Origin of the sequence: Thermus thermophilus HB8 (assembly GCF_000091545.1) — a bacterium.
Lineage (GTDB): Bacteria > Deinococcota > Deinococci > Deinococcales > Thermaceae > Thermus > Thermus thermophilus.
Genome location: NC_006461.1, coordinates 872,483 through 895,608 on the forward strand (window position 1 = coordinate 872,483; position 23,126 = coordinate 895,608).

General features: G+C 67.7%; 25 protein-coding genes, 1 tRNA gene and 2 CRISPR repeat arrays (1 of these 28 cut by a window edge). Of the genes, 6 read left to right on the plus strand and 20 right to left on the minus strand.

The genetic code is table 11. The features are described from left to right. Window positions 1–718: a CRISPR direct-repeat array (repeat unit 36 nt; unit sequence GTTGCAAGGGATTGAGCCCCGTAAGGGGATTGCGAC); it begins 382 nt to the left of the window's first position. A 10-nt stretch (window positions 719–728) separates the two neighbouring features. From TTH_RS04695 to TTH_RS04705, 3 genes are all read right to left on the minus strand, one after another. Continuing rightward, a complete protein-coding gene (locus TTH_RS04695) occupies window positions 729–1,682 on the minus strand; it encodes an IS110-like element IS1000B family transposase (protein WP_011228296.1) in 954 nt (317 codons plus the stop codon). Between the two features lie 232 nt (window positions 1,683–1,914). Continuing rightward, window positions 1,915–2,252: a CRISPR direct-repeat array (repeat unit 36 nt; unit sequence GTTGCAAGGGATTGAGCCCCGTAAGGGGATTGCGAC). 187 nt (window positions 2,253–2,439) lie between these two features. Further along, entirely contained in the window at window positions 2,440–3,552 is a 1,113-nt protein-coding gene (gene amrB, locus TTH_RS04700; protein WP_011173000.1) for an AmmeMemoRadiSam system protein B, read from the minus strand. Next, window positions 3,506–4,801: an HDIG domain-containing metalloprotein gene (locus TTH_RS04705; protein ID WP_011228300.1), complete on the minus strand. Its 1,296-nt coding sequence runs from the start codon at window positions 4,799–4,801 to the stop codon at window positions 3,506–3,508. Before TTH_RS04705 ends, amrB begins: the two co-directional genes overlap by 47 nt. On the opposite strand from TTH_RS04705, the gene coaE reads away from it, so the two are divergent. Further along, complete coding sequence (gene coaE / locus TTH_RS04710; protein WP_011173002.1) at window positions 4,802–5,413, plus strand: dephospho-CoA kinase; 612 nt, start codon at window positions 4,802–4,804, stop codon at window positions 5,411–5,413. On the opposite strand, the gene TTH_RS04715 is transcribed toward coaE, so the two are convergent. Further along, the gene (locus TTH_RS04715) at window positions 5,382–5,885 is read right to left on the minus strand and encodes a glycerol-3-phosphate acyltransferase (protein WP_011228301.1); all 504 of its coding nucleotides are present in this window, start codon (window positions 5,883–5,885) and stop codon (window positions 5,382–5,384) included. The genes coaE and TTH_RS04715 overlap by 32 nt on opposite strands. A 50-nt stretch (window positions 5,886–5,935) precedes the next feature. Here TTH_RS04715 and TTH_RS04720 point away from each other — a divergent pair. From TTH_RS04720 to purH, 4 genes are all read left to right on the plus strand, one after another. Beyond that, window positions 5,936–6,012 (plus strand) — tRNA-Pro (locus TTH_RS04720). Window positions 6,013–6,088: 76 nt separating this feature from the next. Continuing rightward, entirely contained in the window at window positions 6,089–6,604 is a 516-nt protein-coding gene (locus TTH_RS04725; RefSeq protein WP_024119826.1) for an RsmD family RNA methyltransferase, read from the plus strand. Continuing rightward, entirely contained in the window at window positions 6,605–7,087 is a 483-nt protein-coding gene (gene coaD / locus TTH_RS04730; RefSeq protein ID WP_011173005.1) for a pantetheine-phosphate adenylyltransferase, read from the plus strand. Window positions 7,088–7,097: 10 nt separating this feature from the next. After that, a complete protein-coding gene (gene purH, locus TTH_RS04735; protein WP_041443404.1) occupies window positions 7,098–8,588 on the plus strand; it encodes a bifunctional phosphoribosylaminoimidazolecarboxamide formyltransferase/IMP cyclohydrolase in 1,491 nt (496 codons plus the stop codon). A 58-nt stretch (window positions 8,589–8,646) separates the two neighbouring features. On the opposite strand, the gene mnmE is transcribed toward purH, so the two are convergent. The 4 genes from mnmE to hemL are packed head-to-tail and all read right to left on the minus strand — an operon-like array spanning window position 8,647 to window position 11,650. Further along, on the minus strand, window positions 8,647–9,945 hold the full coding sequence (gene mnmE / locus TTH_RS04740) for a tRNA uridine-5-carboxymethylaminomethyl(34) synthesis GTPase MnmE (protein ID WP_011228302.1): 1,299 nt from the start codon (window positions 9,943–9,945) through the stop codon (window positions 8,647–8,649). Further along, window positions 9,942–10,154: a type II toxin-antitoxin system HicA family toxin gene (locus TTH_RS04745; protein ID WP_011228303.1), complete on the minus strand. Its 213-nt coding sequence runs from the start codon at window positions 10,152–10,154 to the stop codon at window positions 9,942–9,944. Before TTH_RS04745 ends, mnmE begins: the two co-directional genes overlap by 4 nt. After that, complete coding sequence (locus TTH_RS04750) at window positions 10,144–10,365, minus strand: type II toxin-antitoxin system HicB family antitoxin (RefSeq protein WP_038039534.1); 222 nt, start codon at window positions 10,363–10,365, stop codon at window positions 10,144–10,146. Before TTH_RS04750 ends, TTH_RS04745 begins: the two co-directional genes overlap by 11 nt. Before the next feature lie 10 nt (window positions 10,366–10,375). Next, window positions 10,376–11,650: a glutamate-1-semialdehyde 2,1-aminomutase gene (gene hemL, locus TTH_RS04755; RefSeq protein WP_011228305.1), complete on the minus strand. Its 1,275-nt coding sequence runs from the start codon at window positions 11,648–11,650 to the stop codon at window positions 10,376–10,378. Window positions 11,651–11,698: 48 nt separating this feature from the next. Between hemL and TTH_RS04760 the strand changes: the two genes are divergently transcribed. Beyond that, a complete protein-coding gene (locus tag TTH_RS04760) occupies window positions 11,699–12,016 on the plus strand; it encodes a DMT family transporter (protein WP_011228306.1) in 318 nt (105 codons plus the stop codon). Here TTH_RS04760 and TTH_RS04765 read toward each other — a convergent pair. The 12 genes from TTH_RS04765 to dtd form a co-directional block, all read right to left on the minus strand. Beyond that, window positions 12,013–12,648, minus strand: a complete 636-nt coding sequence (locus TTH_RS04765; RefSeq protein ID WP_011228307.1) for a CBS domain-containing protein — start codon at window positions 12,646–12,648, stop codon at window positions 12,013–12,015. The two genes, TTH_RS04760 and TTH_RS04765, sit on opposite strands and share 4 nt — an antisense overlap. 154 nt (window positions 12,649–12,802) lie before the next feature. Beyond that, window positions 12,803–13,339 (minus strand): Uma2 family endonuclease, encoded by a 537-nt coding sequence (locus TTH_RS04770; RefSeq protein ID WP_011228308.1) that lies wholly within the window; start codon window positions 13,337–13,339, stop codon window positions 12,803–12,805. A 12-nt stretch (window positions 13,340–13,351) separates the two neighbouring features. Next, a complete protein-coding gene (locus TTH_RS04775) occupies window positions 13,352–14,332 on the minus strand; it encodes an alpha-ketoacid dehydrogenase subunit beta (RefSeq protein ID WP_011228309.1) in 981 nt (326 codons plus the stop codon). After that, window positions 14,332–15,372 (minus strand): pyruvate dehydrogenase (acetyl-transferring) E1 component subunit alpha, encoded by a 1,041-nt coding sequence (pdhA, locus tag TTH_RS04780; RefSeq protein WP_011228310.1) that lies wholly within the window; start codon window positions 15,370–15,372, stop codon window positions 14,332–14,334. Before pdhA ends, TTH_RS04775 begins: the two co-directional genes overlap by 1 nt. Then, a complete protein-coding gene (locus tag TTH_RS04785; RefSeq protein WP_011228311.1) occupies window positions 15,341–16,486 on the minus strand; it encodes a pyridoxal phosphate-dependent aminotransferase in 1,146 nt (381 codons plus the stop codon). The genes pdhA and TTH_RS04785 overlap by 32 nt, the downstream gene beginning before the upstream one ends. Before the next feature lie 20 nt (window positions 16,487–16,506). Then, entirely contained in the window at window positions 16,507–17,418 is a 912-nt protein-coding gene (locus TTH_RS04790) for an ABC transporter ATP-binding protein (RefSeq protein WP_011173018.1), read from the minus strand. Further along, window positions 17,418–18,179 carry a hypothetical protein gene (locus tag TTH_RS04795; protein ID WP_011228312.1) on the minus strand — a complete coding sequence of 254 codons (762 nt, stop codon included), beginning with the start codon at window positions 18,177–18,179 and terminating at the stop codon, window positions 17,418–17,420. Before TTH_RS04795 ends, TTH_RS04790 begins: the two co-directional genes overlap by 1 nt. 5 nt (window positions 18,180–18,184) lie before the next feature. Beyond that, entirely contained in the window at window positions 18,185–18,940 is a 756-nt protein-coding gene (locus tag TTH_RS11515) for a hypothetical protein (RefSeq protein WP_011228313.1), read from the minus strand. A gap of 251 nt (window positions 18,941–19,191) precedes the next feature. Then, window positions 19,192–20,151 carry a hypothetical protein gene (locus tag TTH_RS04805; RefSeq protein WP_011228314.1) on the minus strand — a complete coding sequence of 320 codons (960 nt, stop codon included), beginning with the start codon at window positions 20,149–20,151 and terminating at the stop codon, window positions 19,192–19,194. Between the two features lie 643 nt (window positions 20,152–20,794). Continuing rightward, complete coding sequence (gene tpiA, locus TTH_RS04815) at window positions 20,795–21,547, minus strand: triose-phosphate isomerase (RefSeq protein ID WP_011228317.1); 753 nt, start codon at window positions 21,545–21,547, stop codon at window positions 20,795–20,797. 8 nt (window positions 21,548–21,555) lie between these two features. Next, window positions 21,556–22,593 (minus strand): fatty acid desaturase, encoded by a 1,038-nt coding sequence (locus tag TTH_RS04820; protein WP_011228318.1) that lies wholly within the window; start codon window positions 22,591–22,593, stop codon window positions 21,556–21,558. Window positions 22,594–22,666: 73 nt separating this feature from the next. Then, window positions 22,667–23,125, minus strand: a complete 459-nt coding sequence (gene dtd, locus TTH_RS04825; protein ID WP_011173028.1) for a D-aminoacyl-tRNA deacylase — start codon at window positions 23,123–23,125, stop codon at window positions 22,667–22,669. Between the last annotated feature and the right edge of the window lies 1 nt (window position 23,126).

A 23,126-nucleotide genomic window follows, 5' to 3' on the forward strand; every position in this document is an offset into this window, starting at 1 on the left:
ATTGAGCCCCGTAAGGGGATTGCGACACTTCAAAGTGAAGGAGCCTAGGGGCTTGGTCATAGACTGGCGTTGCAAGGGATTGAGCCCCGTAAGGGGATTGCGACGGCGAGGAGCCGCCGCACCCCGATGATCTTGCCGTCGGAGTTGCAAGGGATTGAGCCCCGTAAGGGGATTGCGACCATTGGCGTGGGTGCCACCCCGCCTACGCCGATGCTACGGGTTGCAAGGGATTGAGCCCCGTAAGGGGATTGCGACTTTGCCCTTCTAGGGCCTTCTGGAGTTCGTGAAGGTTCGCCACGTTGCAAGGGATTGAGCCCCGTAAGGGGATTGCGACCTTCAGGAATGGGCACGCCCACCTGCCGGAGAAGTTCAATGTTGCAAGGGATTGAGCCCCGTAAGGGGATTGCGACCTAAGCAGGAGGAGGCCCACGGCCTGGTAGAGGCCAAAATAGTTGCAAGGGATTGAGCCCCGTAAGGGGATTGCGACATCTCTAACCAGGCTACGGAGAGGATAGTGGAACTCTACCGGGTTGCAAGGGATTGAGCCCCGTAAGGGGATTGCGACTATCAAGGGTCTTCCGCAAGCGGAAGGCGCGCGGGGAGTGTTGCAAGGGATTGAGCCCCGTAAGGGGATTGCGACCAGCCCGCTCCATCTCGGCCAGCTCTAGGGCGTGGGGACCAGTTGCAAGGGATTGAGCCCCGTAAGGGGATTGATACTGTCTTGCCTGTCAAGCGACCCCTTGATCTAGCTGGGTTGCGTAGTACTCCCTGAGCCTTCCCATCATCCGCCTGAGGAGCTTGTGGGCCACGGCCACCAACGCCTGCTTCTTTCTCTTTCCCCGCGAGAGCAGGCGGTGGTAGAAGGCCCGCATCTCCGGGTCATGGCGCACCGCCACCAGGGCGCCCATGTAGAGCTTTCGCCGCAGGAGGGGAGGCCCTTTTTTGGAGAGCCGACTCCTCTCCACGCTCTTTCCCGACTCCTCCCGCTCGGGGATGAGCCCCGCGTAGGAGGCCGCCCTCTTCGCCCGGCCCCAGAGCTCTGGGGGCAGGAGGGCCAGCACCGCTGCCGCCACCTGGGGCCCCACCCCGGGCAGGGCCATCAGGACCTCGGCCTCGGGGAGGGTGGCGAGGAGGGCCTGGATCCTGGCCTCCACCTCCCCGAGAAGCCCCTTCACGCAGGCCAGCTCCTTCTGGAGGAGGGCGAGGACCTCCTTGCTCCCCGCCCACTCCGCCGCCTCCATCTGGTTGAGGATGGTCCTTTCCCGCCCGGCCAAGTCCTCCCGGTAGCCCACCAGGGCTTTGAGCTCCCGGAGGGTTTCTGGGGGTAGGGTGTAGGCCCGGAGGTCTTCGTGGTAGACCTGGGCGTAGCGGGCGAGGAGGAGGGCGTCTTGGCGGTCGGTCTTCTGGCGTTCTCCCTTGGCCTTGCGGAAGGCGGCGAGGTGGTAGGGGTTGACCAGGGCCACCTGGAGGCGGTTTTCTGCCAGGAGCTTGAGGAGGGGGAGGTGGTAGGCGCTGGTGGGCTCCAGGGCGACCCAGGCGGGGTTGTGGTGGGCGAGGGCGGCGAGGAGGGCTTGACGGCCTTCAGGGGAGTTGGGGAAGCGGAGGCGGGTGGGTTTGGGGGAGTTGGAGACGAGGGCCAGGTCCAGGTGGGTTTTGCTGACGTCAATGCCGGCGAAGGTCATGGGCTCTCTCCTTTTGGTAACCTGAGGGAGGTGGCCACCCGACCCTGTGGGCCTTCCATGTGGATGCGGTCTTTGACGACCGGGATACTGTGCGGCGGGGAGGCCGGGGTGGGTGGCTACCGATCAATCCCGCGGGCGTGGTGGCCCGGCAACCGGGGCGGTGGGGCCTCCCTCAGGGGGCAAGATACATGCGACTCGGTTATGGCCCTCCAAAAGGCCCTTGTCTTCTCCAGTTGCAAGGGATTGAGCCCCGTAAGGGGATTGCGACCACCTCACCTCCACTCGCTTATCACGCGCCTCCACCAATGGTTGCAAGGGATTGAGCCCCGTAAGGGGATTGCGACGGGGTCATAGATCCAGTCCCTAGGCGGGCCGAGGCGAATCCGTTGCAAGGGATTGAGCCCCGTAAGGGGATTGCGACTTGCTGATTGTGAATGATGCCCATTCCTCCTTAGAAGGAAGTTGCAAGGGATTGAGCCCCGTAAGGGGATTGCGACGCTCGTCACGGGAAGCGCAAAAAGGTAGCTCCTAAGGGTTGCAAGGGATTGAGCCCCGTAAGGGGATTACTGTCTTGCCCATCAAGCGACCCCTTTGTCGTGGGTGAAGGCCTGTACCCCTCGCGCTAGGAGGCTTTCACGCAGGCCCCGGCGCGCCTGCCCACCCACCTTCCGGGCCCTTTCCCAAAGGGGCGCTCCCAGAAAAGGGGCCCGGGCGGTTCGGCGCCCGGGCCTTCGCGTCGTTCCAAATCTGGGGCTCTTTAGAGGACCAGGGTGCCCGCCCCCACGGCGCTTAGGGTGGGGGCCTCGAGGTCCAGGCGGTGGGCCAGGACCTTCCCCTTCCTTTCCCGGAGGAGGGGGAGGAGGCTTGCCACCACCTCCACCCCGTCTATGCGGGTGGGGTTGGCCCCCAGGAAGGCGAGGGCGGCCTCCGGCTCCCCTTCCGCGAGCCTTTCCAGGAAGCCCAGGTCCCGCCTCCTCGCCTCCTCCGCCAGGGTGCGGGTGAGGGGGGTGTCCCCGAAGCGGGGCCCCACGTGGGAGAGGTCCACGGCGAGGACGAGAAGGCCCGGGAAGTCCCGCAGGACCACCTTCAGGGCCTCCCCGAGCTCCGGGCTTCGCCTGGCCACGAGGAGGGGGAGGACGCGGGCCTCGGGGAACCGCCCCTTCAGGAAGAAGAGGGGAAGCTCCAGGCTGTGCTCCTCCCGGAAGGCGAGGGGCGTGTTGAAGAGCTCAAAGGGAAGGAGGGCGTCTAAGGCCTGGAGGGCGGGAAGGTCCGGCAGGGCGGGGCCGAAGGGGGTCTGGAAGGGCACGGGAAGGGCGGCGGCCTTCTCCTTCAGCGGCCTGTGGGCGACCCCCACCAGGTAGATGCGCTCAGGGGGCGGGGTCTTCTCCAGGGCGGCGAGGGCCGCCCCGTAGACCTCGGGGACGCGGGAGGGCTCCAGGTGGGGCATGAGGAGGACCCGGGCCTCCTCGCCTTCCCCCGGGTAGCTCGCCCGGAAGGCCTCGAGGAAGGCCCGGGCCTCCCGCTCGCCCTCGGGATAGGAGAGCCCGGCGAGGCGCATGGGCCGCTCCCGCTTGAGCTTTTCCTCCTCCTCTTTGAGCCTCGCCTCCACCTTCTCCGTGAGGAGGAGGCCCGCCTCCTCCAGGGCCTTCGCCAGGTCTTCCAGCTCCTTCTTCGGCACCAGGACCCCGTGGCGCTTGAACACCTCCTCCTGCACCTCCTCCAGGGTCCTCCCCTCCATGAGGGAGAGGAGGAAAAGCCCGCCCTCGGTGAGGGCCAGGGGCTTCTCGTAGACCCCGTAGGGGTCGGAGACCAGGAAGCCCCCCTCAATGGGGGTGATCTGGGGTTCCCGAAGCCTGAGCCTCCCTTCCACCCCTCCAATATAGGAGAAAGGCCCGGGCCTCCTCCTTGGTCCCCACCCGGCCTTCGGCCTGGGCCTCGAGGAGGGCCTTTAGGGCCCTTCCCACCTCGGGGCCTTCTTGGAGGCCCAGAAGGGCCATCACCTCCTCCCCGGAGAGGAGGGGCCTTTGCGGCAGGGGGTCTTTCAGGACCTCTTCGTAGCGCCCGAGCACCTCCCAGGCCTCGCGCTCCACGCCCCTCGTGGCCAGGCGGTCCGCCGCCATGAGGTAGACGAGGTCCGGGAGGAGGTCCTGGCGCCTCAGGAAGAAGCGGCGCAGGGCCTTCCTCTCCTCGGGGAGGCGGTCCATGTGGCGGCGCACCAGGCCCGCCGCCCGCTCCACCACCTCCTTGGGGAAGCGGAGCCAAAAGAGGCTTGCCCGGGCGATCTCCGCCCCCACCTCGGCGTGCCCCAGGAAGCGGAAGCGGCCCACCTCGGGGTCAAAGCGGCGGGTGAGGGGCTTGCCCACGTCGTGGAAGAGGGCGGCGAGGCGGGCCTCGAGGGGGGCCTCGGGCCAGAGCCAGAGGAGGTGGAAGACCGCGCTCAGGGTGTGGTCCCAGGCGGGAAGGTGGTGCACCCCGCCCTGATGGAGGCCCACGAGGAGGGCGAGCTCGGGGAGGTAGACCCCAAGGAGCCCCACCCTCTCCAGAAGGCGCAGGCCGAAGGCCGCCCTCGGGGAGAGGAGGAGCCGGGCAAGCTCCTCCTTGACCCTTTCCCGCGCGGGGAGGGCCTCGGGGTGGGCCTGGAGGAACCGGGCGTGGCGGCCAAGGGCCTCCCGGGTCCTCTGGGGAAGCCCGAAGCCCAAGGTGGCGGCGAGGCGGACCCCCCGGAGGCTTCGCAGGTGGTCCTGGTAGAGGTTTTCCTCCCGCACGGGGACGAGGAGGCGCCGCCTCAGGTCCTCCTCCACCCCCTTTAGGCCGAAGACGGCGCCCCCCTTCCAGAGGAGGGCGTTCACCCGGTAGTCCCGCCGGAGGAGGTCCTCCTCCAGCCTCCCCTCCAAGGGGGTGAAGTCCAGGGTCCTTTCCCCCACCACCAGGCGGTAGTGGCCCCGCTTGGGGTCCAGGGGGAAGAGGCTTCCCCCGAGGCGCCTCTTTGCCTCCTCGGCCGCCCCTTCGGGGTCCAAGGCGGCGTAGTCCAGGTCCGTTGGCCTTCTTCCCAGGAGGAGGTCCCGCACCGCCCCGCCCACGGGGAAGGCGTCCTTGGGGGTATAAAAGGGGAAGTCCATATGGGCCACGAGGCGAAGCACCCCATTATTATCGGCATCACCGGGAACATCGGCAGCGGCAAGAGCACCGTGGCCGCCCTCCTCAGGTCCTGGGGCTACCCCGTCTTGGACCTGGACGCGCTCGCCGCCCGGGCCCGGGAGAACAAGGAGGAGGAGCTGAAGCGCCTCTTCCCCGAGGCGGTGGTGGGGGGGAGGCTGGACCGGAGGGCCCTCGCCCGGCTCGTCTTTTCCGACCCGGAGAGGCTCAAGGCCCTCGAGGCCGTGGTCCACCCGGAGGTCAGGCGGCTTCTTATGGAGGAGCTTTCCCGCCTAGAGGCCCCCCTCGTCTTTCTGGAGATCCCCCTCCTCTTTGAGAAGGGGTGGGAGGGGAGGCTCCACGGGACCCTCTTGGTGGCGGCCCCCCTGGAGGAGCGGGTGAGGCGGGTGATGGCGCGCTCGGGGCTTTCCCGGGAGGAGGTCCTGGCCCGGGAGCGGGCCCAGATGCCCGAGGAGGAGAAGCGCAAGCGGGCGACCTGGGTCTTGGAGAACACGGGGAGCCTCGAGGACCTGGAAAGGGCCTTGAAGGCGGTCCTGGCCGAGCTCACCGGGGGGGCCAAAGGAGGGCGAGGCTGAGGGCGAGGGCGAAGAGCAGGTGGGCTTGGCCCCCGCCGAGGAGGAGGGCGGCGAGGGGCAGGGCCAGGGCGAAGGCGAGGAGGGCGGGGTGGGCTTTGCGGCTTCCGAGGAGGAGGACGCCTGCGGGAAGGCCCGCCAGGAGGAGGAGCCTCGGGTCCACGGCGAAGAGGACGCCCAGGGGGGCGAGGAGGCTTCCCGCCCGCCGGAGGCCGAGCCAGGGGCTTAAGGCGTGGGCGAAGGCCGCGGCGGCCCCCGCCGCCAGGCCCCCGGTGTAGTCCCGGGCCAGAAACTCCCCCAGGGCCACGGCGAAGACCCCCTTGGCGAAGTCCAGGAGGAGGACGAGGCCCGCGGGGACGGGGCCGAGGCGCCAAAGCGGCTCCCTCCCCGACCACGCCTTGCCCTGGAGGGCGGCGAACCAGAAGGCGAAGGGAAGGCTTCCCATGAGGTAGCCCGCAAGGAGGGCGGCGGCCATGCCCCCATGCTAGACAAAAGGCGCCCTTCTGCCTATACTAGAGGGCGCTGCGGGGAGTAGCGCAGCCCGGTAGCGCACCTCGTTCGGGACGAGGGGGTCGCTGGTTCAAATCCAGTCTCCCCGACCAAGGGCCGGCCCACGGGCCGGCTTCCTTCTTTCGGGTGGGGTTTGCGAAGCCTCCTTGGGGCGGTAAGCTGAAGGGCGTGGTGCGGATCCTGGGCGGCAAGGCCCGGGGCGTGGCCTTGAAGGTGCCCGCCTCGGCCCGTCCCTCCCCGGTGCGGCTGAGGAAGGCCCTCTTTGACTACCTCCGCCTCCGCTACCCGCGGCGGGGGCGCTTCCTGGACCTCTTCGCGGGGAGCGGGGCCGTGGGCCTCGAGGCCGCCAGCGAGGGTTGGGAGGCGGTGCTGGTGGAGAAGGACCCCGAGGCGGTCCGGCTCCTCAAGGAGAACGTGCGCCGCACGGGCCTCGGGGCCCGGGTGGTGGCCCTCCCGGTGGAGGTCTTCCTCCCCGAGGCCAAGGCCCAGGGGGAGCGGTTCACCGTGGCCTTCATGGCCCCGCCGTACGCCATGGACCTCGCCGCCCTCTTCGGCGAGCTTCTCGCAAGCGGCCTGGTGGAGGCGGGGGGGCTTTACGTCCTCCAGCACCCTAAGGACCTCTACCTCCCCTTAGGGGAGCGGCGGGTCTACGGGGAGAACGCCCTCACCCTGGTGGAGGTCTAGATGCACGTGGTCTACCCTGGGAGCTTTGACCCCCTGACCAACGGCCACCTGGACGTGATCCAGCGGGCGAGCCGGCTCTTTGAGAAGGTGACCGTGGCCGTCCTGGAGAACCCGAGCAAGCGGGGCCAGTACCTCTTCAGCGCCGAGGAGCGCCTGGCCATCATCCGGGAGGCCACGGCCCACCTGGCCAACGTGGAGGCGGCCACCTTCTCCGGCCTCCTCGTGGACTTCGTGCGCCGGGTGGGGGCCCAGGCCATCGTGAAGGGGCTTAGGGCGGTGTCCGACTACGAGTACGAGCTCCAGATGGCCCACCTGAACCGCCAGCTCTACCCGGGCCTCGAGACCCTCTTCATCCTCGCCGCCACCCGCTACTCCTTCGTCTCCAGCACCATGGTCAAGGAGATCGCCCGCTACGGGGGGGATGTCTCCAAGCTCGTACCCCCGGCGACCCTGAGGGCCTTGAAGGCCAAGTTGGGCCAGTAGAATGCGGTCTATGTGGGCCCTTCTTTCCGTCGCGGACAAGCGGGGGATCGTGGACTTCGCCCGGGGGCTTGCGGAGCTTGGCTTCCGCCTCCTCGCCACGGGGGGGACCTACCGCGCCCTCCGCGAGGCGGGGCTTCCCGTGACCTACATCTCCGACTTCACCGGCTTTCCCGAGATCCTGGAGGGGAGGGTCAAGACCCTCCACCCCAAGGTGCACGCCGCCCTCCTCGCCCGCCCGGACCAGGAGGAGGAGCTTAAGGCCTTGGGGTTGGAGCGCATCGGGGTCTTGGCGGTGAACCTCTACCCCTTCCGGGAGACGGTGGCCCGGGGGGCCTCCTTTGCGGAGGCCCTGGAGCAGATTGACATCGGGGGCCCCGCCATGCTCCGGGCGGCGGCCAAGAACCACCAGGCGGTGCTTCCCGTGTGCGACCCCGAGGACTACCCCCGGGTCCTGGAGGCGCTCAAGGCGGGGCCCTCCCCGGACTTCCGCCAAAAGCTCGCCCGCAAGGCCTTCGCCCACACCGCCCTCTACGACGCCGCCATCGCCGAGTGGCTTTCCGGGGAGAAGTTCCCCGAGGAGAAGCTTTTGGCCCTCAGGCGGGAGGCCTCCTTGCGTTACGGGGAGAACCCCCACCAGGAGGCGGCCCTCTACCGGGTGGTGGGGGAGAGGGGGCCTCTGCTCGAGGCCCAGGTGCTTCAGGGGAAGGCCATGAGCTTCAACAACTACCTGGACGCCGAGGCCGCCTGGAACCTGGTGTCCGAGTTCGCCGAGCCCGCCTGCGTGGCCGTGAAGCACCAGAACCCCTGCGGCGTGGCCCTGGGGGAGACCCCCCTGGAGGCCTACCGGAAGGCCTACGAGGCCGACCCCGTCTCCATCTTCGGCGGCATCGTGGCCTTCAACCGCCCCCTGGACGGCCCCACGGCGGAGGCCCTGGCGGAGGTCTTCCTGGAGGTGGTCCTCGCCCCCTCCTTTAGCCCCGAGGCCCGGGCGGTCCTCGCCAGGAAGAAGAACCTCCGCCTCCTCCAGGTGCCCTTCCCTGCCCAAGGGCCCTACCTGGACCTGAGGCGCCTCCGGGGCGGGGTGCTCCTCCAGGACGCGGACACCGAGGACCCCGCGGAGCCCAAGGTGGTCACGGAGAGGGCCCCCACCCCGGAGGAGTGGCCCGACCTCCGCTTCGCCTGGAAGGTGGTGAAGCACGTGCGCTCCAATGCCATCGTGGTGGCCAAGGGGGGGATGACCCTGGGGATCGGGGTGGGGCAGACGAACCGCCTCGCCGCCGCCCGGCACGCCCTGGAGGCGGCCGGGGAAAGGGCCAAGGGCGCCGTCCTGGCCTCCGACGCCTTCTTCCCCTTTGACGACGTGGTCCGCCTCGCCGCCTCCTACGGCATCGCCGCCATCATCCAGCCCGGGGGGAGCGTGCGGGACCAGGACTCCATCAGGGCGGCGGAGGAGGCGGGGATCGCCATGGTCTTCACCGGCGTGCGCCACTTCCGCCACTGAGCCAGGAGCGGGCGGTTGTTTTGCCGGGGCCCCATGCCGGCGCAGACCGGCACGGGGTTTACTTCCCCACGCAGAAGTTCTGGAAGACCCGGGCCACCACCTCCTCCGCCACCTCCTTGCCCGTGAGGAGGGCGAGGGCCCGGGCCGCCTCCTCCAGGGCGAGGCCCATGAGGTCCTCGGGGAGGGAGAGGGCCTCCTCCAGGCGCTCCCTAGCCCGGAGGAGGGCTTCCACCTGGCGCTCGGTGAGGAGGACCTCCCCCCCCTCCCTCCCCAAAAGGGCCTCCCTTACCGCCTCCTTGAGCCGGTCCAGACCCTCTCCCGTGAGGCTGGAGACGGGGAGGAACTCCGGGTCCTCCCAGGCCGGGGGAAGGTCGCTCTTGGTGGCCACCTTCAGCGTCCTCGCCCAAGGCAGGGGGGGCGGGGCGGGCTTGGGCTGGGAGCGGTCCACCACGTAAAGGACCAGGTCGGCTTCCTCGGCGATTCCTAAGGCCCTCTCCACCCCCATCCGCTCCACGGGGTCCTCCGTCTCCCGCACCCCGGCGGTGTCCACGGCCACGAGGGGGATGCCGAAAAGCTCCAGGGGGGCCTCGAGGTAGTCCCGGGTGGTTCCGGGGATGGGGGAGACGAGGGCCCGCTCGTACCCCAAAAGGGCGTTGAGGAGGCTGCTCTTCCCGGCGTTGGGGGCCCCGATGAGGGCGAGCCTGGCCCCCTTCTGGGCCAGGCGGGAGGCCTTGGCCTGGGCGAGGAGGGCCTCCACCTCGGCGAGGACCTCCCGGATGGTCCTTTCCGCCTCCAGGGGCTCCACCCCCTCCTCGGGGTAGTCCAGGAGGGCCTGGATGTGGGCGAGGAGGTTTAGAAGCCGGTTCTCCAAGGCCTCAATCCGGCGGGAAAGGGCCCCCTCCAGCGCCCTCAGGGCCTGCCTCCGGGCAAGCTCCCCTTCCGCCTCAATGAGGGCCAAGACCGCCTCCGCCTGGGCCAGGTCCATCTTGCCGTTCAGGTAAGCGCGAAAGGTAAACTCCCCGCGCCCCGCGGGCCTTGCCCCTTCCGCCACCAGGACCTCCATCACCCGGCGGAGCACCGCGGGAGAGCCGTGGGTCTGGAACTCCACCAGGTCCTCCCCCGTGTAGGAACGGGGGGCGCGGAAGACGAGGAGGATCGCCTGGTCAATGGCCTCCCCCGTCTTAGGGTCCACCACCTCGCCCAGGGCGAAGCGCCCGCCCTTAAGGCGCCTCGGGTCCTTACCCCGCCACACCCTTGCGGCGATCTCCAGGGCGCCCTCGCCGGAAAGCCGCACCACCCCGATGGCCCCCTTCCCGGGGGGGGTGGCGATGGCGCAGATGGGGTCTTTAAGGTTCACGCCCGGCGAAACTCCTCTTCGGTGATCCCCGCTTGTTTCAGAACGGTCTTAAAAAGACCCCAAGGTATCTCGCCGGAGTGCAGGGGCAGCACCACCTTTCGGCCGTCCGGGTGCACGTAGACCCGGTGTCCCCCTTTGCCCCGACGGGGGAGCGGCTTGAAACCTAGCCGCTCAAGCTTCCGGGCCACCTCGGAGGTCTTAGGCGGCATCCAGGGAAATCTGGGCCACGGTCACATCGGGAGGCGGGGCCTCCCCCAAGGCTTCCAAGGCCTCTAAGGCGGCTTCCAAGGCGTCCTTGGCGTTTTCCAGGGCCTCTTCCGGGGAGTGGCCGAAGGTGGCGCACCAGGGCAGGGCGGGCACCTCAGCAAGCCACACCCCTGGGGTCTCCGGGTCGGGGCGTAAGACGACGGTGTAGCGCATCCCTTTCATTCTACAAGGCCTTCCTCAGGGCCTCGAGGGTCTTTTCCACGTCCTCCTCCCTGTGGGCCACGGAGAGGAAGGCCGCCTCAAAGTTGGAGGGAGGCCAGTAAATACCCCGGTCCAAGAGGCCGTGGAAGAAGCGCTTGAAGAGCTCCGTGTCCGTGCGCCTGGCGTCCTGGAAGGTGACCACGGGGCCTTCCGTGAAGAAGACGGTGATCATGGAGCCCACCCGGTTCACCGTGTGGGGAAGCCCCTTCTCCTTGAGAACCTCCTTCAGGCCCGCCTCCAGCCTGGCCCCCAGGTCCTCTAGGTAAGCGTAGTAGCCGGGGTTCTCCTCCAAGAGCTCCAGGGTGGCGAGCCCCGCCGCCATGGCCAAGGGGTTCCCGGAAAGCGTCCCCGCCTGGTAGACGGGGCCCAGGGGGGCCACCTTCTCCATGATCTCCCGCCTCCCCGCGTAGGCCGCGGCGGGAAGCCCCCCGCCCAGGATCTTCCCCAGGGTGACGAGGTCGGGCTTAAGGCCGAGAAGCTCCGTGGCCCCGCCGAAGGCCAGGCGGAAGCCCGTCATCACCTCGTCGGCGATGAGGAGGACCCCGTAGGCCTTGGCCTCGTGGAGGGCCTTAAGGAAGTCCTCCGTGGGGACCAGGACCCCGGCGTTGCCGACCACGGGCTCAAAGATGATGGCGGCGATCTCCTCTCCCCGCCGCTTCAGCACCTCCCGCAGGCCCTCGGGGTCGTTGTACTCCAGGACCAGGGTGAGCTTGGCGTATTCCTCGGGCACCCCGGCGGAGGAGGGGACGCCCAGGGTGAGGGCCCCTGAGCCCGCCTCCACCAGGAGGCCGTCCGCGTGGCCGTGGTAGTTCCCCCGGAACTTGACGATGTAGGGCCTTCCCGTATACCCCCGGGCGAGGCGGAGGGCCGACATGGTGGCCTCGGTCCCCGAGTTCACGAAGCGCACCAGGTCCACAAAGGGGTAGGCCCGCTTGACCTTCTTCGCCAGGGCCACCTCCAGAGGGCTTGGCGCCCCGAAGGTGAGGCCCCTTTCCAAGGTCTCCCGCACCCGGGCGAGGACCTTGGGGTGGGCGTGGCCCAGGATCAAGGGCCCCCAGCTCATCACGTAGTCCAGGTAGCGGTTCCCGTCCGCGTCCCAGACGTAGGCCCCTTCGCCCCGCACCAGGAAGGGGGGGGTGCCGCCCACGGCCTTGAAGGCCCTGACCGGGCTACTCACCCCGCCCGGGATGTGCCGCTTCGCCTCCTGGAAGTAGGCCTCGGAGATGGGCCGCTCCATGCCCCCCACTCTAGCGGCTTTCCCCCGGGAAAGGGTAGCCTTGGAGGGATGAGCGGGTGGACCTACCTCTTCCTCGCCATCCTCTCCGAGATCCTGGCTTCCAGCGCCCTCAAGGCCTCCCAGGGCTTCAGCCGCTTCCTCCCGAGCCTCGTGGTGGTGGGGGGCTACGGCCTCGCCTTTTACTTCCTAAGCCTCTCTTTGAAGACCGTTCCCCTGAGCCTGGCCTACGCCGTCTGGGCCGGGGTGGGGACGGCGGCCATCGCCCTCATCGGGGCCTTTTTCTTCGGGGAGGCCATCTCCCCCAAGGGGTGGCTCGGCATCGCCCTGGTGGCGGTGGGGGTGGTTCTCATCCGCCTGGCGGACTAGGGGCGAATGGGCCTAAGCCCCAGGGCCTCGAGGTGGGCCAATAGCGGCCTCAGATCCAAGGCCCCTACGTAGAGAAGCGTCCGGAAGCCCAGGCCCCCCGCCTCCCGGAAAAGGTGGAGGCCGAGGAGGGGCGTCCGGGTGGCTTCCAAGGCCTCCAAAAGCGCCCTCAGACGGGGAAGGTCCGGCACCAGGACCTCGAGGGGGCTTGCCGGGGCCCCAGGGCGTAAGTGGTCCAGGAGACCCCTGAGCAGGTCAAAGGCCGTGACCAGGCCCACCAAGACCTCCTCTTCCACCACCGGAAGGGCGCCCACCCGGGCGGCCTCCATGCGGAAGGCCGCCTCCTCGGGAGACTCCTCCGGGTGGGCTTTGGGGAACTCCTGGAGGAAGCGGGCCACAGGAGCTTCCCACTGGGCCTGCACCGAAGCGGGGGCCCAAGGGGCGAGGAAGGGGCGGAGGTACCTCTCCCCCACCATGCCCCGGTAACGGCCCCCGTCCACCACGGGCAGGTAGCGCACCCCCGTCTGGACCAGAAGGCGGTGGGCCTGCCCCAGGGGCACCTGGGGCCCTACCACCACGAGATCGGTGCGCATGAGGTCCCGCAGGACCGGGGTCCGGGCCAAGGGCGCTCTCATAAGTGCATGATGGGTTACTGTTGGCCTAATGTCAAGTGTATTGTTGACAGTTGAGCATCACTTATAAGACTGATAGTAACTAGACAGCCCGAACGCTCTCCCCAAGCCCCCGACATAATGCGCAACTGGCGCACCTAAAGTGCGCTCCCCAGGCTTACTGGCCGAAAAGGGCCTCCAAGGGCAACCGGAAGCCCGGTAGGGCCTCTCCTCCTTCCAGAACCTCGTGGGCGCGAAGAAGCCTCCCCTCCCCGCCCCGCCCGTAGACCTCCACCGCCTTGAGCTCGGGGTAGACCAGCCACACCGCCTTGGCCCCCGCCTCCAGGTAGTCCAGCACCTTGGCCAAAACCCCCTCCGCCTCCTCCCCGGGGGAGACCACCTCCACGGCGAGGTCCGGGGCCCCCTCGTAGAACCCCTCCCGGGTCACCTCCTTGAGCCTTTCGTGGGAGAGGAACCAGACGTCGGGGCTTCGCACCCGGTCGGGATCCCGGCGGAGGACGAACCCCCCCTCCACCCCAGCCACGCCGCGCCCCGTTTCTTCCAGCCAACGCATCAGGTGGTAACCGATCCGCAAAGCGATCCTTCCGTGCTCCGGCTTGGGCGGCCTCTCCTCCCGGACCTCCCCGTCCACAAGCTCCCCCCGCTCTAGAGGCAGGGCGAAGAACTCCTCGGCCGTCAGGCGGGTCTTGACCATGGGGCCTCCTCCTTAGTAGGTTAGCGCCTTCCTCAAGGCGGCGAGGACCCTCCTCGCGTTTGGCCGGTAGAGGTGCTCAATGGCGCTGAAGGGCGGGTAAGGGGCGTCGTAGCCCGCCACCCGGAGAACCGGGGCCTGGAGGTAGTCTATGGCCCCTTCGGCGATGCGGGCCGCGATCTCCGCCCCGAAGCCCCCGGTGCGCATGGCCTCGTAGACCACGATGGCCCGGCCCGTCGCCCGCACGGCCTCGAGGAGGGTCTCCTCGTCCAGGGGGACCAGGGTCTCCAGGTCCACCACCGTGACCTCCACCCCCTCCCTTTGGGCCACCTCCGCCGCCTCCAGCATCACCTCCACCATGCCCCCGTAGCCGATTAAGGTGGCCGCCTTTCCCTCCCTAAGGACCCGGGCCTTCCCCAGGGGCAGGGTGTAGTACCCTTCCGGCACCTCCGCCCTCGCGCCCCGGTAGAGCTTGATGGCCTCGAGGAAGAACACGGGGTCCTCGTCCTCAATGGCGGAAAGGAGAAGCCCCTTGGCCCTTTCCGGGCTTGAGGGGATCACCACCTTGACCCCCGGGGTGTGGCAGAGGAGGGCCTCGGGGGAGTCGGCGTGCTGCTCCGGGGTGTGGACGCCCCCGCCGTAAGGGGCCCGCACCACCACGGGAAGCCCCACCCGTCCCCGGGAGCGGTGCCGCCAGCGGCCGAGGTGGGAGAGGATCTGGTCCAGGGCAGGATACAAAAACCCGGCAAACTGGATCTCGGCCACGGGACGCATCCCCCCCATGGCGAGCCCGATGGCCATCCCCAGGATGCCGCTTTCCGCCAGGGGCGTGTCAAAGACCCGCTTCTCCCCGTACTTCGCCTGCAGGCCCTCCGTGACCCGGAAGACCCCCCCGAGCCGCCCCACGTCCTCCCCGAAGACCAAAACCCGCTCGTCCCGGGAAAGGGCCAGGTCCAGGGCCTCGTTGATGGCTTGGACCATGTTGAGGACGCGCATCACTCCACCTCCTCCACGTGGAGGCCTCGCCTGAGGGCCTCCCAGGCCCGCCTCTGGTCGGGGCCCATCTCGGCGTAGACGTGCTCCACGATCTCCTCGGGCCTGGGCTCGGGGGCTTCGTCGGCCAGGGCGAGCTCCCTCTGGAACTCCTCCTCAAGCTCAAGAAGAAGCGCCTTCTCCGCCTCCTCGCCCCAGAGGCCCCGCCCCTCCAGGGCCTTCCGCAGGCGGAGGATCGGGTCCTTGGCCCGCCAGGCTTCCTCTTCCTCTTTGCTGCGGTAGCGGGAGGGGTCGTCGGAGGTGGTGTGGGGGGCGAGGCGGTAGGTGAGGGCCTCGAGGAGGGTGGGGCCCTCCCCCTTCCTGGCCCTCTCCACCGCCTTCTTGGCCTCGAGGTACACGGCGAAGGCGTCGTTCCCGTCCACCACCACCCCCGGCATCCCGTACCCCTCGGCCCGCCTCGCCACGTAGTCCACCTTCATCTGGCGGCTTTTGGGGACGCTGATGGCGTAGCCGTTGTTCTGCACCAGGAAGACCACGGGGGCGCCGAAGACCGCGGCGAAGTTCAGCCCCTCGTGGAAGTCCCCCTCGCTCGTCCCCCCGTCCCCGATGGAGGTGGCCACCACCCAGTCCTCCCCCCGGTACCGCCCGGCCAGGGCGAGCCCCACCGCCTGGGGGATCTGGGTGGCGATGGGGATGTAGGGGTTCACCGCCCTGACCCCCTCGGGGAAGCGCCAGCCGGCAGGGTGGGCCCGCCAGTAGAGGATGAGGGTGTGGATGGGAAGCCCCTTGGCGAGGAGCATGGCGCTTTCCCGGTAGGAGGGGACGACCCAGTCCCTCTCCTCCAGGGCCAGGGCCACCCCCACCTGGGCCGCCTCCTGGCCCATGAAGGGGGCGTAGACCCCAAGCCTCCCCTGGCGCTGGAGGGTGAGGGCCTTCTCGTCAAAAAACCGGGCCCGGCGCATGGCCCGGTAGAGCCTCAGGGCTTCTTCCTCCGCTAGGGGGAACTCCCCTTCATCCAGATACCGCACCACCTTCGGCTTCACGGGGGGAGTTTACCACACGCCCCAGGCGCTCCAGGGCGAGGTGAAGCTCCTCCTCAGTCTTGCAGAAGGCGAAGCGGAAGAGGTCCTTGGGAGGGTCTTCAAGGTAGAAGGCCGAGGCGGGGATGAGGGCCACCCGCGCCTCCTCCACGAGCCGGAAGGCGTCCCACCCGGGAAGCTCGGCCATGAGGAAGTAGGTGCCCTCGGGGACGTAGACCCTAAGCCCCATCGCCCTAAGCCCCCCGGCGAGGAGGTCCCGCCTCCTCCGGTAGCCTTCCCGCAGGGCCTCGTAGAACCCCTCTCTCCTCGCCAGCTTCAGGGCCTCCGCCACCCCGGCCTGGAGGGGCGTGGGGGCGGAGAAGCTCGTCCACTGGCGCATCCCCGCGAGGCGGGGCATGAACTCCTTGGGCCCCACGATCCAGCCCACCCGGTAGCCCGTGGCCTCGAGGCGCTTCCCTGCGCTCCCCACGGTGAAGGTGCGCTCCGGGGCGAACTCCCTAAGGCGCCTTGGCCTCTCCCCGTAGTAGAGCTCGTCGTAGACCTCGTCGGATATGAGGAAGAGGTCGTGCGCCCTTGCGAGGCGGGCGATGGCCTCTAGCTCCCTCTCCCCGAAGACGAGGCCCGTGGGGTTCATGGGGGTGTTGAGGAGGAGGGCCCGGGTCCTTGGGGTGAGGGCCTTCTCCAGGGCGGAAAGGTCCAGGCGGAAGCCCTCAGGGGTGAGGTCTAAGCGCACAAGCCTGGCCTTGGCCCCCGCCAGGAAGGCGTCCGGCAGGTAGACGTCAAAGAAAGGCTCCAGCACCACTACCTCGTCCCCCGGGCCCACGAGGCTTTGCAGGAGGACGTAGAGGGCCTCCGTGGCCCCGGAGGTGACCACCACGCTTTCGGGCTCCACGGCGAACTCTTCGGCAAGGGCCTCCCTAAGGGCGGGAAGCCCCGCCGGGGGGGCGTACTGATCCTGGCGGCCCAAGGCGCGCCGCACCGCCTCCAGGAGGAAGGGAGGCGGGGGATTAGAGGGAAACCCCTGGCCCAGGTTCACCGCGCCCAGGCGCTGGGCGAGCCCGCTCATCCTGGGGAAGATGCTCTCCTTGGCCGCCTCGGTGCGGGGGTGGAGGCGCATGGGGATAGGGTAGCGCAAGGTTATGCGCTGGGGGAAGGGCGGGCCTCCCCGAAGAGGTGGAGGAAGAGGGCCTCGAGGCTCGGCGTCCCCCGGGAGACCTCGAGGACCTCCACGGGGAAAGCCCCCAAGGCCTCCCGTAGCGCCTCCCACGGCCCGAGGAAGAAGAGGACCTCGGGGCCTTCCGCGCTCCAGCCGGGGCCTAAGGCCTGGAGGAGGGCCTCCGCCTTGGGCTCGGCGAGGCGCACCCGGTACCCCTCCCCGGCCCACTCCCGGAGAAGGACCCGGGTGGGGCCCTGCCGCCGCACCTCCCCCCGGTGGAGGAAGGCCACGCGGTCGCTCACCCGCTCCACCACCTCGAGGTCGTGGGAGGTGAGGAGGATGCCCCAGCCCTCCTTCTTAAGCTCCAGGAGGATCCCCTCAAACTCCCTCCGGCTCACGGGGTCCAGGCCCAGGGTGGGCTCGTCCAGGAGGAGGAAACGGGGCTTGAGGGCGAGGGCCAGGGCCAGGGCCGCCTTCTGCTGCATGCCCCGGGAGAGGGAGGCGAGAGGGGCGTGGAGGCGGTCCTTTAGGCCGAAGCGCTCCAGCCAGGCCTCAAACCGGGGGCGGACTTCCTTTGGGGGAAGCCCCCGGATGCCCCCGAAGTAGAGGGCGTTCACCAGGAGGCTCAGGTTGACGTAGAGGTTGCGGCTTCCCTCCAGGAGGACGCCGAACTCGTGGCCCTGGGGTCTGCGCCGCGCCCCGCCCTCCTCCAGGACCACCTCTCCCCCATCGGGGAGGAGGAGGCCGAGGACGACCTTGATGAGGGTGGTCTTGCCTGCCCCGTTGGGGCCCAAAAGGCCCAGGATCTCCCCGGCCCCAAGCTCCAGGCTCACCCCCTTGAGGGCCTCCAGCTTGCCGAAGCGCTTGTGGACGTTCTGCACCAAAAGCCGCATCAGTACCTCCCTAATAGGCCCCTCCGCCGCACCGCCGCGTAGACCCAGGCCATGGCGAAAAGCCCCGCCCCGAGGAAGAGGAGGGCTTGGACCAGGGCCAGGAGGAGAAGCCCCGGAGAAACCTCCTCCCCTGTGAAGGCGAGCCGGAGGAGGTAGGCCCCCGGGGCAAAGGGCAGGTGGGTCATCCAGGGCTCAAACCGGACCAGGGAGAAGAAGTAAGGCAGGAAGAGGAACTGGACGATGGTGAAGAAGCCCTCCACCCGCTTGAACTGGAGGGCCAAGGCCCCCATGCCGAGGGCGAAGCCCAAGGCGGCGAGGTACAGGGGCAAAAGGCCCAGGGGCCACCAGGAGGCGGGGGTGAGCCTAACCCCGAGGAGGAGAACCAGGGGAAGAAGGGTAAGGAGGTTAAAGGTGATGCCGGCGAGACCCTGCACGAGGGCGCGCAGGAGAAGCTGCCGGAGAAGCCCTCCTCGGGCCAGGCCCAGGTGCTCCAGGGTGCCTAAGGCGGCCTCGGACTGGACGGAATAGGCGATGGACTGGAAGGTGCCCACCACCAGGTTGAAGGCGGCGAAGACCAGGAGGAGGGGGCCCAGGTCCAGGCCCAGGCTCGCCAGCCCCTCGGGGGTCAGGTTCTCCAGGCCGAGGACCATGGAGTAGAAGAAGAGGACGGAGGCCAGAAGCCCCGCCAGGGTGTCAAACCAGTAGCGCTTGGTAAGGCTCCAGTCAAGAAGGATTTCGCTCCAGAGCTGCCAGAGCACCATGCCCCCTAGAACCTCCCCAATATACCCCGCCTGCGGACTAGGCGGTACATGTAGGCCATGGCCCAAAGGCCCGCCCCGAAGAGGAGGAGGCCCTGGAGGAGGGCCAGGAGGAAGATCTCCCGGTCAAACTCCCCGCCCGTGAGCCCAAGCCGCACCAGGTGGGCCCCTGGGGCGAAGGGGAGGTAGGCCATGTAGGGCTGCCATTGGGTGAGGGAAAGAAAGTAGGGGAGCAGTATGAAATTGAGCACAATAAAAAGGTTATCTACCCGCCTAAAGAGAAGTCCCAAGGATCCCATGAGGAAAGCTAAGCCGAGGTTTATTGGAAAGAAGGCCAACACACCAAGCGGCCACCACCAGGAGGGTTGGAAGGAAATGCCGCTCACCCAGTAGAGCACTAGGAGCACCGCGGCGGCATACAGCCCCCCGTTTAGGCCAAGGACAAAGGCCCTTACCGTTAACTGGGTAAGTAGCCCTCCTCTTGCTAGAGAGAGGTGCTCTATGGTCCCAAGCATGCTCTCGTTCAAAATATTCAAAGCAAATGTTCGCCAAAGGGCCCCTGCGAATTCGGAGACACCGTATAAGGCGAGCAGAGAGCCTAGGTCTAGGTCTGATAAAGATGTCTTCGTTACGCTTTTCAAGCCGATTAAGATGGCATAGAAAAACAGTACATCTGCCAACATTCCGGAGAGGAAGTTGAGCCAATATAGCTTGTAGTGCTCCAACATCAACCTTACTTCGGCCAACCACTGGAACCGGTTCATCGCTTTATTCCGGAGTGTGAGGCCAAGGTGCCTTGACTTCTTCGCTGCGCAGGCTACCTTGGCCTCCTTACCTAGGCCTCAGCTACCAAAGCTTGGTGTTGTGGACGCAGCCCGAATTCTGCCCACAATTGTAGCCACAGTCGCCGCTAGGAGCTATACGCAGTCCAGGCTTCACGACCCACCGCATCCTCCTCACCTCCTTTCCCTAGCCCGTGCAGGGGCGAGGTGCCGGCTCTGCCTCGCCTGCACGTTTAAAAACACCTGGAGTTGGACGAAGAACGCCTGCTTGAGTAAATCCTAAGATCTGTCCACTGGTAATAGTACCCCGCCCAGGCTGAGCTGTAGCACCCCGTGCTTCCGTAGGCCACACTCATGCACTGGGAAGTGGGCCAACCCGAGTCGTAGCAGGGTGGAGGCCAGTCGTTCGCCGCCTTGGCGCTGGTCCGGGTTTCCACCTGGCCCCAGATGATGCTGCCCGTAGAGCAGCTGGCGAAAGCGTAGGCCTTAGCCCCAGGAGAGGCTGTGGTGGGCATGGCCGAGGCCGCCAAGCTACAGGACGGGAAAAGGGACTGGGGGCCCAGGTGCTGGACCAGGAGGGGAAAAGTATCCAGACCCACCACCATTCCCCCATCAGAGGTCTTGAGCTTCGGGGGCAAACCCTGGAAGTCTCCACCCCCAGGGAGGTTCTCCGGACCGTACCGTTTCATCTGCCCCACAATTTCCCCCAGCTTCGCCCTAAGTTCCTGGCGTTGCGGTTCCTTCAGGGGGAGAGGGATCCTCTCCAAGAAGGCCCTTTCCAGGACGCTTACCACAAGCTCCTCGTCGGACCAAAGAGCCTGCTGCTCCTTCACAAAGCGCAGCTGTTCCTCCCAGAATGCCTTTTCCTCGGAGGTGGCTTGGGCCATCCTTCCCTGGGCGTATTCAGCGAACTTCCGCACGCTTTCCTCGCTCAAAAGAGGTGGCGCTATATCCAGGGAAACCCTCCCCTCCCCCTCCCGGTACCGGATTCCGGGGGCGAGTTCCATCCAGGCAGCGGATTGATCGGGGGATTGGGAAGGCGTTGCGGTTGCCGCTCCCCGCCCGCAGCCCGCAAAAAGACCAGAGAGAACGACCAGGAGCGCCAAGGGCACTCTTGAACTCCAGGCGAAGGGCCTCACGTGGATCCGCCGCATCCGGCCGCCGACCTTGACCTCCTGCACTTCCTTGAGCATCTCCTTCACCCCCTTACGGGTTAGCCTCAGGGTAGCAAGAGGAAGGTAACGCCCGCGTAACTCAGGAAGCTCTCATAAAGACGCTAGGGCGTTACGCGGAGGTTACGTGGGCCGGGGTAGCCTTCAGGCGTGCGGCTCTTGTGGCTTCTCCTTGACCTCCTCGGGGGCTCTGGGGTCCTTCCCCAGTGCTTCGTCCCCTGCTGCCTGCCTCCGGGGCCGGGGCTCTAAGGCCCCACTCCCCCCTGAGCCTTGCCACCCGGGCCCGGGCGATGGGGCGGCGGGGATCCTGGGAGGGTAGCCTCTCCAAGAGGGCCTCCCAGACCTCCAGGTCCTCCCCCAGGCGCTCGGCCTCTGGGAGGCCTTCTTGGGGAGTTTGGAGGAGGGCTTCCGCCTCCCGGTCCCTGCCCTCCTCCAGGAGGCGGAGGACAGGAGCCAGGGGGCTTGCCGGGAAATCCAGGGCCACGGAGCCATTTTAGACGTGCGGGGGCCTGGGCTTTTGTTCCTTGGCCCGGTACCGGGACCTGCCCTTGGGCTTCGCCGATGCCGCGGTTGTCGCCATGGCGGAGCGGAATGGGGGCCTGGTCCTAAGCCTGGACCGGCACTTTCACATGGTGGCGCAGGAGGGGACCATCCGGGTACTTCCCTAACCCGCGATCCTGAGGAGGGCGAGGAAGCTTTCCAGCTCCAGGCTCGCCCCGCCCACGAGCCCCCCGTCCACGTTGGGCATGGAGAGGAGGTCGGCGAAGTTCTTGGGGTTGACGCTTCCTCCGTAGAGGATGCGAACCCGGCTCGCGAAGGCCTCCCCGTACCGCTCGGAAAGGGCCTTGCGGATCGCCTGGTGCATGGCCTCGGCGTCCTCGGGGGTGGCGTTTTTGCCCGTGCCGATGGCCCACACGGGCTCGTAGGCGATGACGAGGGCCTCTGGGCCAGGGGGCTCCACCCCCTCGAGGCTCCCCCGGAGTTGCCTCAAGGTGTAGGGCACGGCCTCGCCCTTTTCCCGCACCTCCAAGGGTTCCCCCACGCAGAGGATGGGGGTGATCCCCTCCTCCAGAAGCCTCTTGGCCTTCTCCGCCACCAGGGCGTCCGTCTCCCCGTGGTAGCGCCTTCGCTCCGAGTGGCCCACGATGGCGTAGCGGCAACCGAGGTCGGAAAGCATCCGTGCCGAAACCTCCCCCGTGTAGGCCCCCTCCTTGTGGGCGGAGACGTCCTGAGCCCCGTAGCCCACCTGGGTTTCGGCCAGCACCTCCTTGGCCACGGGGAGGATGGGGAAGGCGGGGAGGACGGCGGCCTCCGACTGCAGGGGGGGAAGGAGCCTCTTGAGCTCGGCGAACCACACCCTGGCCTCGGAGGGCGTTTTGTGCATTTTCCAGTTGCCCGCCACCAAGACGCGCCGCATGCCTTCTTTTATACACCCTCGTGGGCGGCGCTTCCCTCCCGCAGAAGGCGGTGGGCCTCCTTGAAGCCCACGAGTTTGCGGCGCTTTTCGTCGTGGAGGTGCATGTCGGCGAAGGCGATGCGAAAGGCGTCCTTGAGGGTCACGGTGGGGGCCACCTTCACCAGGTCCACCTTCTCCTGCACCTCGGGGAGGAGGTAGTTGGGGATCTTGGGGGCCAGGTGGTGGATGTGGTGGAAGCCGATGTTCCCGGTGAGCCACTGCAGGACCCTGGGGAGCTTGAGGTAGGTGCTCCCCTCCATGGCGGCCTTGAGGTGCTCCCAGCGGGGGTCGTGCTCCCAGTAGGCGTCCTCAAACTGGTGTTGCACGTAGAAGAGGAAGATGCCCACCATACCGGCGAAGTACTGGATGGGGAGGTAGACGAGGAGAAGGGTCTTGAGGCCGAAGCCGAGGTAGATGCCCGTCCAAAGCAGGACCAGGAAGAGGTTGGTGAGGGCCACGGAGTTGCGCACCGAGGGCTTTTCCGAGCCGTAGCCCAAGGGCAGGCGGTAGGAGAGCATGAAGACGTAGATGGGCCCCAGGAAGAACATGACGAAGGGGTTGCGGTAGAGACGGTACCTAAGCCTTTCCCCAGGGGTGGCCTTCAGGTACTCCTCCAGGGTCATGGTGTAGATGTCCCCCACGCCCCGCTTGTCCAGGTTGCCGCTCGTGGCGTGGTGGCGGGCGTGGGAGAGCTGCCAGTGGTGGTAGGGCACCAGGGTGAGGACCCCGGCGAAGAAGCCCAGGAGGTCGTTCATCCACTTCTTGGGGAAGAAGGAGCCGTGCCCGGCGTCGTGCTGGAGGATGAAGAGGCGCACCAGGAAGAGAGCCGCGACGAAGTCCAGGGCCAGGGCGAGGAGGAGGGAGACGGAGAGGGCCTTGTGGGCGAGGTAGAAGAGGGCGAGGAGGGGAAGGAGGGTGTCGGCCACCTGGCGGAGGCTCCGGGCCACGCTGGGCTTGGTGTAGGGCTTGATAAGGGGAATCCAGTCTTTGGGTTGAATCTTTTCCATCTTTTACTCCACGCCGAGTGGGGCGTTCCTGCTAGTTTACCCGGTAACGGGGGCAAAGGTCAAACGGCGCCCCTCAGCGTGGGCGGAAGCGTTCCTCCGAGTCCAGGAAGAGGGTGACGGGGCCATCGTTTACCAGGTGGACCCGCATGTGGGCCCCGTAGACCCCGGTCTCCACGTGCACCCCTTGCTGGAGGAAGGCCTCGAGGGCCGCCTCGTAGAGCCGCTTGCCTTGGTCGGGCGGGGCGGCCTTGGCGAAGGAGGGGCGGTTGCCCTTCCGGGTGTCGGCGTAGAGGGTGAACTGGCTGACCAGGAGCACCTCCCCTCCCACGTCCTTAAGGGAGAGGTTCATCTTGTCCTGGGCGTCGGGGAAGACCCGGAGGTTGACGATCTTGCGGGCGAGGTAGAGGGCGTCCTCGAGGCTGTCCTTCTGGCCCACCCCGAGGAGGACGAGGAGGCCCAGCCCGATCCTCCCCACCACCTCGCCCTCCACCTCCACGAAGGCCTCGGAGACCCGCTGCACCACCGCCCGCACG